This is a genomic window from Sporosarcina sp. AD_1, assembly GCF_057373025.1.
The window spans coordinates 1-12,570 of the sequence record NZ_JBPVIR010000008.1; the positions used below are offsets into that span (position 1 = coordinate 1).

Here is a 12,570-nt window from a genome sequence, read left to right on the forward strand (position 1 = left end):
TCCTAATACATAGAGTAATTTACAAGAGAAGTTCTTCTACTCATTCGGCAAATGAATTTCAAGTTAATGTGGCTCAGTAGCTCAGTCGGTAGAGCAAAGGACTGAAAATCCTTGTGTCGGCGGTTCGATTCCGTCCTGAGCCACCATGTAATGCGGGTGTAGTTTAATGGTAAAACCTCAGCCTTCCAAGCTGATGACGAGGGTTCGATTCCCTTCACCCGCTCCAAGGGCCTATAGCTCAGCTGGTTAGAGCGCACGCCTGATAAGCGTGAGGTCGGTGGTTCGAGTCCACTTAGGCCCACCATTCCGCAGTAGCTCAGTGGTAGAGCAATCGGCTGTTAACCGATCGGTCGTAGGTTCGAGTCCTACCTGCGGAGCCATCCATTTCATATGGGGAAGTACTCAAGAGGCTCAAGAGGCGCCCCTGCTAAGGGCGTAGGTCGCGAAAGCGGCGCGAGGGTTCGAATCCCTCCTTCTCCGCCATATGTTTGGCCCCTTGGTCAAGCGGTTAAGACACCGCCCTTTCACGGCGGTAACACGGGTTCGAATCCCGTAGGGGTCATAACAAAAAACTGTACAGTCTTTGACTGTACAGTTTTTTTCATTTCTTCTCTTCGATGTAACTATCGCCCCGGTGATATGGGATGTCGCCCATCGGTGATTCAACGCCTTCTTGGTCCAAGTTTTCCTCATATTCTTCTGAAGCGGAGGAGCGGACAAATCCTCGTTCTTCGGCACTGATATCGGTACTTGCAAATTCCTCATATTCTTCTGCAGCTCCATCTGTTATCGGATCATCATATAAGGAATTATAGTCGTCTCGGTCTCCTACGAAATCGGAAGGGGTTTCTGAGGTACCCGACTTTGCAATTTCCTGAAAGCTATCTTCGCTATCTTCAATTGAATCATCCTCATGGCGATTGGCAAATGTATTCGGCTCCTCCGACATAATTAAGATATCCTTTTCGGAAGGTCTGTCTGTTGGGATTTGTCTTTCTGGTGTGTGTTCAATACAAAAGGTTGTATAGGGTAAGGCCTCTAACCGCTCAAACGGTATATCCTGGCGGCAGACTTCGCATTGGCCATAGGTGCCGTTCTGCATCGCTTCCAGGGCATCCTCCACCTTGGCAAATTCTGAATCTGCATGTTCATTCAACGCCATATCCTTTTGACGGTCAAATAGTTCCGTTCCCATTTCCGCCGGATGATTATCGTACATCGATAGTTCTCCAATTTCATCTCTTTGACTATTTACGGTATCCGTTTCTTTTTCTGTTTTTGTCAATTGTCCTTTTAATTCTAGTAATTCATCCTTCAAAACGGCTAATTGCTTATCGTTCAACATTTGCAGCACTTCCTTTTTCCATAATGACTGTAGTATGCTCCACCTACAGCAAATTCATGATTTCTATTGCTTTGTTGTACTTCTCTCTTTCCCTCTTCTTCAATCTCGCTAAACCTTCGTTCCATGTAAAAAGGACTCGCTGGGAGCGAGTCCTTACATACTGTTAGACTAGATATCCTATCAGAATTCCAATTCCAAGCAACAGGGCGAATAGTGTATTCGTTACGGCTGTATTCTTCATGGCTGGCATGACTTGCAATGGAACTTCATGCATTCTAAAGGTTTTAATGGCCTGTATTGGCTTCTTGACACTAAGAAAGACAAGGAGTGCCCAAATACTCACATGTCCTGTAATAATTAGTGCAACAATCCAGCAGTAGGAGATAATAAAAAAGAGAGCTAAAATGGTGATGGCACGGGAACGGCCAACGAGTATAGCAAGTGTCTTCCTTCCTCCTTCGCGATCCCCCACTATGTCCCGGATGTTGTTTGCCATCATAATGCCGGCTACGAGTAGCATACTTGGTACGGATAACAGAATCGCATCCAAGGTTACGCTGCCCATTTGGATGTAGAAAGCAATCAATACAAGCAGCATGCCCATAACGACGCCGGAGAAGAGCTCTCCAAATGGCGTATATGCAATGGGATAAGGTCCTCCGGTATAAAAGTAGCCGATTGCCATGCAGACCAATCCGACAGCTGCCAGCCACCATGACGTCTCCATGCAGATATAGACTCCGATACCTATGGAGATGGCATACAACAAGAAGGCGATGTTGAGCACTGTTCTAGGCTGAACGCCGTTTCTCACAATCGTTCCTCCGATACCAATGGAATGTTCAGTATCCAGCCCTCTTTTATAATCATAGTACTCATTAAACATATTCGTAGCCATTTGGATGAATATGCTTGCCACTAGCATGGCTAGAAAAAGAGAAAAGTGGAACTCTCCATATGAGAGGGCAATCATTGTTCCTAGAAATACGGGTGCAAAAGCCGCTGTCAGTGTATGGGGTCTTGTTAATTGCCACCAGATCCTCCAGCCGGTATCTGCCTTAATCGTTTGTTGCAAATTGATTCGCTCCTAACTATAAAAAATGCTCGAATCCATTGTACTCCAAAATGAAGAAATAGGATATGCTGGTTTGCATTATTTATGCCTTTCCCATAGGTTTCCGGTATAATGGAAGAAGGGAAAAGAACAAAAGTGTGTGAATGGTAACGTAAGGAGAGAACATCATGATTCGGAATTTAACCGATGGTGATCACCGACAACTTGCGCGTGCTTCGAAAAAGTTGCATTTCTTCACTGAAACAATTGAAATCCGTGGAATCACGCCGTTGACATTTTTTGAGTCTGGCTCAGCTGATTATAAAAACGAACGGTTTTATTGGCAGAATGCAGAAGCAAGCAAGACTCTTGTCGGTTTGGGACATGCCTATGTCATTTCATCTGAAAGCTGTACAGATAGATATAGGGATGTATCGAATGAATGGAAGCGATTATGTTCCGTTCTTGTTAAAGAGGAAAAAGATCGGGATCCCGTTCTTTTCGGAGGGTTTTCTTATGATCCGCTGCATAGGAAAGAGAGTGAGTGGAGCTCATACCCATCCGCTTTTTTTGTTGTGCCTACTTTTCAGCTTGTCATTGAGGATGGTGTAACTTCCATTTCGATCAATATGATTACGGAAGAGGAGCATGCAGTATCCGAGTTTGATACATTGCGTGAGGAGCGGGACCGACTGATCCATATTTCGCAAGTTCATGATTTTCAGTATGGCGCCAAGCCTCAAATCATGTCGACTGTCGAAAGAGAGAAGGAGAGGTATTTACAGGCGGTAGCCCAAGTAACGAAGCATATCCGTGAAGGCAAAGCGGAAAAAGTAGTGATTGCCCGCATGTTGGAGCTTGTCTTGCAGGAAGAAGTGTCTTCGACAGCTGTACTGCATTCGATTACAAATGAACAGCAGCAGAGCTATCACTTCGGTCTCGAGAACCGCGATACGCTGTTTTTTGGCGCAACGCCGGAAAGATTAATTGAAATTAAAAATGGCCAGGCCTATTCAGCCTGCGTGGCCGGATCTATCCGTCGTGGAGATACAGCGGTGGAAGACCGCATCCTTGGGGAAGAATTGATGAGGGATCGGAAAAATCGTGAAGAGCATCAATATGTCGTTGATATGATCTCTGCAATTTTTAACCGTCTGAGCCAGGATGTGTCGATACCGAAAACACCTCGACTGATGAAAGTCCGAGATATTCAGCATCTTTTCACGCCTGTTCAAGGTTCAGTAGGCAAGGATACGGATATTTTTAGTTTTATCAAGTCCCTACATCCTACACCTGCTCTTGGGGGAGTCCCTACCAATATTGCCCTCGACATGATTCGGCAGGAAGAGGGAATTGACCGTGGGTATTACGCAGCTCCCATTGGCTGGACGGATGCAGCAGGAAATGGAGAATTTGCGGTGGCGATACGCTCTGCACTGCTTGCAGGAAACCGGGCTTATTTGTACGCCGGCGGCGGCATTGTCGCGGACTCTGATCCAAATTCGGAGTATGCGGAAACATGGGTGAAATTCAGACCAGTCCTACGGGCGCTTGGAGGAAATTTAAATGGATAGACGTGCTGTACTGACCGCATATGTAAAAAGACTGACACGTCTTTTCGTGCAAGCTGGTGTCGAACAGGCGGTGATCAGTCCAGGATCCCGCTCGACGCCACTAGCCTATGCATTTGCCTCATCAAAAGGGATGCAGACACATTTGCAAATTGATGAACGATCCGCCGCATACTATGCACTGGGTCTTGCCAAAGCATCTGGGAAACCGGTCATCTTGCTTTGTACATCAGGAACTGCCGTATCCAATTATCATCCTGCTATTACGGAAGCTTTTTATGCACGTATTCCATTGATTGTACTGACGGCGGACAGGCCGCACGAATTGCGCGAAGTCGGTGCTCCTCAAGCTATCGATCAAGTCGATATTTATGGTAAGCATGTGAAGTTCAGTGTCGACTTTCCTTTGCCAGAAGATAATGAAGAGATGGATCGATTTCTCGACCGTCATTTGAATCGCGCTATTTCGGCTGCAAAGACAGCTCCTAAAGGGCCAGTTCATATTAATGTGCCATTCCGGGAACCGTTGCTGATCGATTTTGATCAGGAGGAACCTGAGGTCACCTATAAACACCAAATTCAAGGTATTTCTTCTTTGTCTCCCGAGTCAGCCGAGGAGATTCAAACACTTCTTACTGGTGCGGAGAAAGGATTAATTATCGCCGGTGAGCTGGATACTGGCTTAAATAAGGAGCACTTTTGGCGATTTGCCAAAGCGCTCCAATGGCCGGTGCTATGTGATCCGCTATCCAATTTGCGTGCAGAAGTTCCAGTTGACTGTTGGGAGTTGTGCATAGAACATTATGATGCGTTATTAAAAAGTGCTTCATTTGCTGATAGGACCATGCCGGAAGCGGTCATCCGTTTTGGTGCACAGCCGATTTCCAAGCCGCTGTCCCTCTATTTAAAGAAAGCACGCCCCGCTACCTATTTGGCAGTTGATGAATCGCCTATCTTCAGAGACTCAATCGGAGCAGTGACACACCATATCCAAGCCGCTCCAGAGGCTGTCCTTGCGATCTCTATTCAAAAAGATCGGTCGGATTATGTGGAAACTTGGTCAAGGGCGAATGAAGTCGCAGGCTCACTTTTGAAAAAGTACGATATTGGAATACCTGGTGATGAGGGTGCCATTGCCAAAATCTTATTTGAACATTTGCCGGATGGAGTAGATCTATTCAGCGGCAGCAGTATGCCGATCCGGGACGTTGATACCTTCTTCCAAAAGACGGAGAAAGATATTTCTATCTTTTCAAATCGGGGCACAAACGGGATTGACGGTATAGTTTCCAGTGCATTTGGCATGCAGGCAGCACGCAAGCGTCCTGCTTACTTGCTAATCGGCGATTTATCATTTCTTCATGACCAGAATGGTTTACTCGTTTCACGGTTCCAGGAATATGATGTGACGATTATCATTGTGAATAATGATGGCGGCGGCATCTTCTCTTATCTTCCTCAGGCGAGTGTTGACAATCATTTTGAAGAATTATTCGGTACTCCGACCGGCTTAACGTTCCAGCACATCGCTTCCATGTATGATGCACAATACGCAGCGGTCTCCTCTGCAGAAGCTTTCAGAAGTGAACTCGAAAAGATGAAAGTGAAGTCTATTCGGATTATCGAAGTCTTTACAGATCGAAAAGCTAATGTGGAGGCACATCGAGCGTATTGGGACTCTGTTCAGAAGGAGTTGGGATAATGGGAGAGACATACTCCATTCGCGGTCTTGACATGTATGTGGAGCAGTTTGTGAATCCAGAAAAACCCGTTATCGTATTTCTCCATGGGTTTACAGGAAGCACCTCGACTTGGCGTGATGCAATGAACATGCTGAAGGATGACTATTCTGTTTACGCCATAGATTTGACTGGTCACGGCAAGACGTCTATTCCGACTGAACCAGCTAGATACGCCATGTCTGAACAAGTGGCAGATTTAGATTGTTTATTTGATCAACTCCAGCTCAGCCGATTTATTCTTGTTGGTTATTCAATGGGTGGCCGGCTGGCAATCGGATATACTGCCTCACATTCTGAAAAGATTGAAGCATTATTATTGGAAAGCTCCTCTCCTGGACTTCAAAAAGAGGAAGAGCGGATCGCAAGACGGGCAAGCGATGCCAGTTTGGCAGAACGCATCATACATGATGGGATAGAAACTTTTGTGAATAATTGGGAAAATATCCCTCTGTTCGAGTCGCAGAAAATGCTGTCCGTGGATAAGCGCCAAGCAATACGAGAAGAACGGATGTCCCAGTCTCCGGCTGGACTGGCGAACAGCCTGAGAGGCTTTGGGACAGGCAGCCAGCCATCGTATTGGGAGGTATTAAATAAGCTTCAAATGCCTGTATTATTAATGACGGGAGAGTTAGACTCGAAATTTGTAGCTATTGCCCGGGAAATGAAAAAAGATCTCCCGAACGCCTCCCAAATCATTGTTCCACAGGCTGGACATGCAATTCACGTGGAAAAACCCGAACTATTTGTTACAATAGTGAAGGAGTATTTAGAAGGTATAACTTATTGAGGAGGTACAGTATGACACGTCAATGGGAAACAATTCGTACATACGAAGATATCAAATACGAAAAATACAACGGCATTGCCAAAGTGACGATCAACCGTCCGGAAGTGCGCAATGCATTCCGTCCAAAAACGGTTATGGAAATGATTGATGCTTTTTCACGAGCACGTGATGATGACAGCATCGGCGTCATCGTTTTAACTGGTGAAGGCGAAAAAGCTTTCTGTTCAGGCGGTGACCAAAAGGTTCGAGGACATGGTGGATATGTTGGCGATGACGAAATTCCGCGCTTGAATGTTTTGGATCTACAACGCTTAATCCGCGTAATTCCTAAACCGGTTGTCGCGATGGTTGCAGGCTATGCTATCGGTGGCGGACACGTGCTTCACGTAGTATGTGATTTGACGATTGCTGCTGACAATGCCATTTTTGGACAGACTGGACCAAAAGTCGGCTCATTTGATGCAGGTTATGGTTCCGGTTATTTAGCAAGAATCATTGGCCATAAGAAAGCCCGCGAAATTTGGTATCTCTGCCGCCAATACGACGCACAGCAAGCTCTGGATATGGGATTGGTCAATACGGTTGTCCCATATGAGCAATTGGAAGATGAAACAGTCCAATGGTGCGAAGAAATGCTATCCATGAGTCCAACAGCACTTCGCTTTATTAAAGCAGCTATGAATGCAGATACGGACGGCCTGGCGGGTCTTCAACAAATGGCAGGCGATGCGACCCTTCTTTACTATACGACTGACGAAGCAAAAGAAGGACGAGATGCGTTTAAAGAAAAGCGCAAACCGGACTTTGGTCAATTCCCACGCTTCCCTTAATAAATGAAACTGCCTTTCGCTAGGCAGTTTTTCTTTTATTTATAATTAAGATGAAAAATGTGGTGACCAACAGTTTTTTAGGGAAAGTCAGGTGAATCAAATGATACCAAATTGGCTATTGCAACGAGCATATTTAACTCCGGGCCGCCTCGCTTTGACATTTGGCAGCAAACAATGGACATTTGAGCAGCTGCACGGTGAAGCTATGAGGAGGGCGCGGCAATTAACATCATGCGGCTTGATAAATGGGGATCGAATCGCTCTTCTCGGAAAATCAACTCCAGAAATGGTATTTATTATCCATGGATGCATGTTGGCAGGGCTGGAGATGGTCATGTTGAACAGCCGATTATCAATATCTGAACTGGAATGGCAGCTTGAAGATGCAGAAGTGCAAACCGTAATTGTTTCGGATGATTACACAGAGTTGATAAACGAATCGAAGGTCCGGATGCTCACCGTGTCTGAGCTGCAGTCGATGGAAGAAACAGCTTTTCTCCCGGAACGGTCGTGGAATGAGGATCGAACGATTACCATCATGTATACTTCCGGAACAACCGGTTTTCCGAAGGGAGTCCGGCAAACTGCAGGGAACCATACTTCCAGTGCTTTGTCCTCTGTCTTGAATCTCGGGCTTTCAGAAAAGGATGTCTGGCTTTGTGCGATGCCTCTTTTCCATATAAGCGGCTTTTCCATTTTAGTCCGTTCTTTGCTATACGGAATGGAAGTTCGCCTATACGAAAAATTTGATGCGATAAAATCCGCTATGGATATCCGAGATGGCAAGGTGACCCGTATGTCCGTCGTCGCGTTGACACTCGAGAAGGTGATGGAGGAATTGCTCGATAACGACTGGGCTGTATCACCGAATTTCAAAACCATGCTAGTTGGTGGTGGGCCAGTGGCACGTTCTGTACTTGACCGTGCAAGCGAATTGGGCATCCCTGTTCTCCAAACGTACGGAATGACGGAGACAAGTTCTCAGACAGCAACTCTCTCGGCTGAGGATGCATTGCAAAAGCTTGGCTCCTCCGGAAAACCATTATTCTTTAATGAAATCAAAATTGAGGGTGCCAGCAAGCCGAATGAGGCAGGAGAAATTTTAATACGTGGTCCTCATGTCACGCCCGGATATATCGGCCGCTTTTCAGAAAGACAGCCGATGGTGGATGGCTGGCTGCACACCGGGGATATTGGCTATTTGGACGAAGACGGTTATTTATATGTAATGGACCGGCGTTCCGATTTAATTATCTCAGGCGGAGAAAATATTTACCCTGCGGAAATAGAAAATGTATTGATGGGGCATCCTGCTGTACAAGAGGCAGGAGTGTGCGGGATAGAAAATGATACATGGGGAAGTGTCCCGATCGCTTTTATTGTCAAGAAAGGTGACGGAACGGGTGACGAGCTGATCGACTATTGTGCCGCAAGATTGGCAAAATATAAAGTGCCTAAACAGATCATTTTTGTTGATCAATTGCCTCGTAATGCTTCAAATAAATTATTGAGGCGGGAGTTGAAGAAACTCCTCCCGTCCATATAAAAAGAAACGGGGAAGCTAGACGATGCTCCCCGTTTTGCTTCGGCTGTTTAATTCTTTATTGGCTTAGTGCTTTTTGGAAGACCTTAATATTACGATCCATCAGCGTGAAATATGTTTCCTCGTTTTTCACATCATCAGGTGTCAGAACACCTAAATTATGAAGCATCAACGATTCTGCTCCAATTTCTTTACGGATAACATCTGTCAATTTTGAGGAGACGTTTTGTTCGAATAAGATATAGTGGACCTTTTTTTCCTTCGCCTGCTCTACAATATGGGCCAATTGTTTTTGGGAAGGCTCACTTTGTGAATTCAAACCGGAAATGGCCACTTGTTCTAAACCATACTCTTCGGCGATATACCCAAACGCAGCATGGGAAACGAAGAAGGTTTTGGATGGGGCTTTGCTTGCCATCTCTTGGAACCGACCATCTAAAGCAATGAGATCCTGTTCCAGCTGCTCCAGATTCGTTTTGAATTCCTCTTCGTATTCCGGTGCTTGATTAATTAATGCCTGTTCGATGGATTTGGCCAGTTCGATGCTCAATTTTGGAGAAATCCAGACGTGGGGATCAAATTCTCCATGGTCATGATGTTCTTCTTCATGCCCATCTTCGTCGTGATCCTCATCATCATGGCCATGATCATGTCCAGCATGTAATTCCTCAGTAGGGATGTTTTCAGCTGTGGCAATCATCTGCACGTTTTCATTTTTTAATGTCTTTTTCGCATTTTCAACAAATCCCTCAAGGCCAAGGCCGATATACAAAAAGAGATCTGCGTCCGCTAAATTCATCATATCTTTCTGTGTTGGTTCAAATGTATGTTCATCTGCTCCAGCCGGATAGATGGAATGGACGTCCACACGAGATCCGCCGATCCGCTGAGCAAAATACTGAAGGGGATAGACAGTGGTATAGATCGAAATCGTACCATCTTTTTCCTTCGTCTTCACTTTTTCGCTCGTCTTACCGCAAGCTCCTAAGACAAGTGTTAACGTCAATACAATAAGTAGGAATCGTTTCAATTTAAATATTCTCCTTTTCTTGTTAATCGTAATGGTTACTATTTAAGAAGGCTTTTTTATCATACAGGAGAATGGAAGAATGCGCAACCCTTAACATCCATAAAAAAACCGGCTTTCGCCGGAAGATCATTTGTCTTTTTCAATTTTGTCGGGTACGGGGTCAAATCCACCCTCATGAAAGGGATGGCATTTTGATATTCTTCGGATTGCAAGCCATGATCCTTTTAAGGCACCATGTTTTTCGATCGCTTCTATCCCATAGTGGGAACAGGTCGGATAAAACCGGCATGTCGGTGGTGTGAGCGGAGAAATAACTTTTTGATAAATTTTAATCAAACTCATTAAGATATACTTCAATGGACTGGACTCCTCTTTTGCTGATAGGTTTATTTTATTTCTTTTAGAGGTAAATTAACAGAGAGATGCTTTATATAAATCGGTTTGAAGGAGAGAATTATATGTCCAAGGAATTGTTAAACGAATTAAATAAGCAGGTGGCCACATGGTCGGTCATGTATGCCAAACTTCATAATTATCATTGGTATGTGAAAGGAAGAGAATTTTTCACGTTACATGCCAAATTTGAAGAACTATATAACGAAGCGACTCTTCATATGGATGAAATCGCAGAACGGATGCTGACACTTGGCGGGGAACCGGCTGCTGCCTTGCGCAAACATCTGGAGCTGTCTGTCGTTCAAGAAGCAACCGGTTCTGAGTCAGCAGAGCAGATGGTCAAATCAGTAGTCGATGATTTCAATGCCATTATGGAATCATTGAAACACGGCATGAAGCTGGCTGCTGAGGACGGTGACGATATGACGGAAGATTTATTGAATGCAACATACCAGAGCGTGGAGAAACATCAATGGATGCTAAATGCATTCCTAGGCGAAGATAATAAATGATTTGATTTCCCTTGATATTTTTATCGGTTTGCCGATAGAAGAAGGGGAAGGAGGGATGGGAATGGAGTTGAATTCCATTATGGCGAGCCAACTGCGCAGCCTTCAATCTACAGTCCAGTTAAGCGTGTTGAACAAGGCGATGGCCGTTAACGCAACCGCAGCGACGGATTTATTGGAAAGCTTGCCACAGCAGTCGGTAGCCCATCCTTACAAAGGAACGGCGCTTGATATGAAAGCGTAATAGGAAGTGAGTATACGCCTCGTTTGGGGTGTATGCTCATTTTTTGGTTGGATGCTGAATTAACTCCATGTAGAATGGGGTATGGGTTAGGCAAGAGCATTCTATCTTTATTAATAAACATGGAGGTTTTCAGCATGGCAGAAGTGCAATATATGAGAAATTTAATCATCGAAACACCTTCCGTGCCAGGGAATTTTGCAAAAGTCGCCACAGCTATCGGGCTGCAGAGCGGTGACATCGGCGATATACAAACCATAAAAGTAGGCACATTATCAACTATCCGCGACGTGACGGTGCAATGCACAAGTGAAGATCAGCTTCAAAAAATTGTGAAGTCGATCAATGCACTAGGTGGCGGCATTCAAGTCCTGGCAGTGACAGACGATGTCCTGCATGCCCATGAAGGCGGAAAAATCCATATGAAAGGCAAGATTGAAATCCGTTCACTAGGGGATTTACGCCGCGTGTACACACCAGGTGTTGCGAATGTCTGCAAGGTCATTCAGGAAGATCCGGAACAGGCGAATTATTTCACCAGCATATCCAATACAGTAGCGATTGTGACGGATGGAACGGCGATACTTGGGTTGGGCAATATCGGACCGGTGGCTGGCATGCCCGTGATGGAAGGAAAAGCGGTGTTATTCGATCAATTTGCCGGAATTAGCGGGATTCCGATTCTTTTGGACACGAGTGATCCGGACGAAGTGGTAGAAACCGTCAAGCATATCCATCAAGGATTCGGCGGTATTTTACTTGAAGATATTGGTTCACCGCATTGCTTTGAAATCGAGGAGCGCCTGAAAGCCGAATTGCCGATTCCGGTCATGCATGATGACCAGCACGGGACTGCTGTCGTCACGCTGGCATCTGTTCTAAACGCCTGTAGGCAAACGGGCGTGGATCTGTCCAATTCCGTAGTAGGGCAAATCGGTCTCGGCGCAGCAGGGCTTGCGATCAGCAGAATGCTATTGAATTACGGAGTCAAGGAAATGTACGGAGTGGACCGTAATGAAGCAGCCTTGCAAAGACTAAAAGACTTTGGTGGATCTACTTTGCCATCTATTGAGACATTGATGGAGACTTGCGATATTGTTATAGCAACTACAGGCGTTGAAGGGTTGATCAAACCTGAAATGGTCCGTAAAGGGCAGATCATCCTGGCACTATCGAATCCAAATGCTGAAATACAGCCAGAAGTGGCATTGAAAGCGGGCGCGGCATTTGCGGCAGACGGACGTCAAGTAAATAATGTGCTCGGCTTTCCTGGCATATTCCGAGGAACCTTAAATGCGCGTGCGAAGGAAATCACCTATCCGATGTTGATTGCGGCGGCGCTTGCCATCGTGGATTCAACAAAACCAGGTGATCTGGTTCCGCATCCACTGGATCCAATGGTTCATGCAAACGTCTCAAGTGCGGTGGAACGCATGGCGAACGAGAAAAACGAATAACGTAGTAAACCTTCGGGGTTCAGTTAAAAGCGTATCATTCCGCCACATTGTTCCATACTAACGAA

The 12,570-nt window shown here is 45.5% G+C and carries 12 protein-coding genes and 6 tRNA genes; 14 read left to right on the plus strand and 4 right to left on the minus strand.

Annotation, left to right across the window (positions count from 1 at the left end):
• Nucleotides 1-70 precede the first annotated feature (70 nt).
• The 6 genes from ACSW3C_RS15265 (at nucleotide 71) to ACSW3C_RS15290 (ending at nucleotide 562) form a co-directional block, all read left to right on the plus strand.
• Nucleotides 71-146 (plus strand) — tRNA-Phe (locus ACSW3C_RS15265).
• 6 nt (nucleotides 147-152) lie between these two features.
• A tRNA-Gly gene (locus tag ACSW3C_RS15270) sits at nucleotides 153-226 on the plus strand.
• Nucleotide 227: 1 nt separating this feature from the next.
• A tRNA-Ile gene (locus ACSW3C_RS15275) sits at nucleotides 228-304 on the plus strand.
• A gap of 1 nt (nucleotide 305) precedes the next feature.
• Nucleotides 306-380: transfer RNA gene (locus tag ACSW3C_RS15280), tRNA-Asn, on the plus strand.
• Nucleotides 381-392: 12 nt separating this feature from the next.
• Nucleotides 393-483, plus strand: a tRNA-Ser gene (locus ACSW3C_RS15285).
• A 7-nt stretch (nucleotides 484-490) separates the two neighbouring features.
• Nucleotides 491-562 (plus strand) — tRNA-Glu (locus ACSW3C_RS15290).
• 39 nt (nucleotides 563-601) lie between these two features.
• Here the strand turns inward: ACSW3C_RS15290 and ACSW3C_RS15295 are convergent.
• Both ACSW3C_RS15295 and ACSW3C_RS15300 read right to left on the minus strand, forming a co-directional pair.
• Nucleotides 602-1,345: a TraR/DksA C4-type zinc finger protein gene (locus tag ACSW3C_RS15295; RefSeq protein ID WP_486563663.1), complete on the minus strand. Its 744-nt coding sequence runs from the start codon at nucleotides 1,343-1,345 to the stop codon at nucleotides 602-604.
• A 163-nt stretch (nucleotides 1,346-1,508) separates the two neighbouring features.
• Nucleotides 1,509-2,420 (minus strand): 1,4-dihydroxy-2-naphthoate polyprenyltransferase, encoded by a 912-nt coding sequence (locus ACSW3C_RS15300; RefSeq protein WP_486563664.1) that lies wholly within the window; start codon nucleotides 2,418-2,420, stop codon nucleotides 1,509-1,511.
• Between the two features lie 167 nt (nucleotides 2,421-2,587).
• Between ACSW3C_RS15300 and ACSW3C_RS15305 the strand changes: the two genes are divergently transcribed.
• The 5 genes from ACSW3C_RS15305 (at nucleotide 2,588) to ACSW3C_RS15325 (ending at nucleotide 8,875) form a co-directional block, all read left to right on the plus strand.
• Entirely contained in the window at nucleotides 2,588-3,973 is a 1,386-nt protein-coding gene (locus tag ACSW3C_RS15305) for an isochorismate synthase (RefSeq protein ID WP_486563665.1), read from the plus strand.
• The gene (gene menD, locus ACSW3C_RS15310; protein ID WP_486563666.1) at nucleotides 3,966-5,672 is read left to right on the plus strand and encodes a 2-succinyl-5-enolpyruvyl-6-hydroxy-3-cyclohexene-1-carboxylic-acid synthase; all 1,707 of its coding nucleotides are present in this window, start codon (nucleotides 3,966-3,968) and stop codon (nucleotides 5,670-5,672) included. The genes ACSW3C_RS15305 and menD overlap by 8 nt, the downstream gene beginning before the upstream one ends.
• Entirely contained in the window at nucleotides 5,672-6,499 is an 828-nt protein-coding gene (gene menH / locus ACSW3C_RS15315; RefSeq protein ID WP_486563667.1) for a 2-succinyl-6-hydroxy-2,4-cyclohexadiene-1-carboxylate synthase, read from the plus strand. The genes menD and menH overlap by 1 nt, the downstream gene beginning before the upstream one ends.
• A gap of 11 nt (nucleotides 6,500-6,510) precedes the next feature.
• Nucleotides 6,511-7,329 (plus strand): 1,4-dihydroxy-2-naphthoyl-CoA synthase, encoded by an 819-nt coding sequence (menB, locus tag ACSW3C_RS15320; protein WP_486563668.1) that lies wholly within the window; start codon nucleotides 6,511-6,513, stop codon nucleotides 7,327-7,329.
• 100 nt (nucleotides 7,330-7,429) lie between these two features.
• Nucleotides 7,430-8,875, plus strand: coding sequence for an o-succinylbenzoate--CoA ligase (locus ACSW3C_RS15325; protein WP_486563669.1), 1,446 nt, complete (start codon nucleotides 7,430-7,432; stop codon nucleotides 8,873-8,875).
• A gap of 55 nt (nucleotides 8,876-8,930) precedes the next feature.
• Here the strand turns inward: ACSW3C_RS15325 and ACSW3C_RS15330 are convergent, their stop codons facing one another.
• Nucleotides 8,931-9,902 carry a metal ABC transporter solute-binding protein, Zn/Mn family gene (locus tag ACSW3C_RS15330; RefSeq protein WP_486563670.1) on the minus strand — a complete coding sequence of 324 codons (972 nt, stop codon included), beginning with the start codon at nucleotides 9,900-9,902 and terminating at the stop codon, nucleotides 8,931-8,933.
• A gap of 126 nt (nucleotides 9,903-10,028) precedes the next feature.
• The gene (yidD, locus tag ACSW3C_RS15335; RefSeq protein WP_486563870.1) at nucleotides 10,029-10,244 is read right to left on the minus strand and encodes a membrane protein insertion efficiency factor YidD; all 216 of its coding nucleotides are present in this window, start codon (nucleotides 10,242-10,244) and stop codon (nucleotides 10,029-10,031) included.
• Between the two features lie 116 nt (nucleotides 10,245-10,360).
• On the opposite strand from yidD, the gene ACSW3C_RS15340 reads away from it, so the two are divergent.
• The 3 genes from ACSW3C_RS15340 to ACSW3C_RS15350 all read left to right on the plus strand — a co-directional run bounded on the left by ACSW3C_RS15340 (nucleotide 10,361) and on the right by ACSW3C_RS15350 (nucleotide 12,505).
• Nucleotides 10,361-10,810, plus strand: coding sequence for a Dps family protein (locus ACSW3C_RS15340; protein WP_238080046.1), 450 nt, complete (start codon nucleotides 10,361-10,363; stop codon nucleotides 10,808-10,810).
• 61 nt (nucleotides 10,811-10,871) lie between these two features.
• Nucleotides 10,872-11,051, plus strand: a complete 180-nt coding sequence (locus tag ACSW3C_RS15345) for a putative motility protein (RefSeq protein WP_486563671.1) — start codon at nucleotides 10,872-10,874, stop codon at nucleotides 11,049-11,051.
• 134 nt (nucleotides 11,052-11,185) lie between these two features.
• Nucleotides 11,186-12,505, plus strand: a complete 1,320-nt coding sequence (locus tag ACSW3C_RS15350) for an NAD-dependent malic enzyme (protein WP_486563672.1) — start codon at nucleotides 11,186-11,188, stop codon at nucleotides 12,503-12,505.
• Nucleotides 12,506-12,570: the final 65 nt, after the last annotated feature.

Bases quoted from the DNA above. Each gene is read 5' to 3' on its own strand.
- yidD (WP_486563870.1), bottom strand. From the start codon at position 10,244: ATGAGTTTGATTAAAATTTATCAAAAAGTTATTTCTCCGCTCACACCA.
- ACSW3C_RS15325 (WP_486563669.1), top strand. From the start codon at position 7,430: ATGATACCAAATTGGCTATTGCAACGAGCATATTTAACTCCGGGCCGC.
- ACSW3C_RS15345 (WP_486563671.1), top strand. From the start codon at position 10,872: ATGGAGTTGAATTCCATTATGGCGAGCCAACTGCGCAGCCTTCAATCT.
- ACSW3C_RS15295 (WP_486563663.1), bottom strand. From the start codon at position 1,345: ATGTTGAACGATAAGCAATTAGCCGTTTTGAAGGATGAATTACTAGAA.
- ACSW3C_RS15350 (WP_486563672.1), top strand. From the start codon at position 11,186: ATGGCAGAAGTGCAATATATGAGAAATTTAATCATCGAAACACCTTCC.
- menH (WP_486563667.1), top strand. From the start codon at position 5,672: ATGGGAGAGACATACTCCATTCGCGGTCTTGACATGTATGTGGAGCAG.
- ACSW3C_RS15340 (WP_238080046.1), top strand. From the start codon at position 10,361: ATGTCCAAGGAATTGTTAAACGAATTAAATAAGCAGGTGGCCACATGG.
- ACSW3C_RS15305 (WP_486563665.1), top strand. From the start codon at position 2,588: ATGATTCGGAATTTAACCGATGGTGATCACCGACAACTTGCGCGTGCT.
- menD (WP_486563666.1), top strand. From the start codon at position 3,966: ATGGATAGACGTGCTGTACTGACCGCATATGTAAAAAGACTGACACGT.
- menB (WP_486563668.1), top strand. From the start codon at position 6,511: ATGACACGTCAATGGGAAACAATTCGTACATACGAAGATATCAAATAC.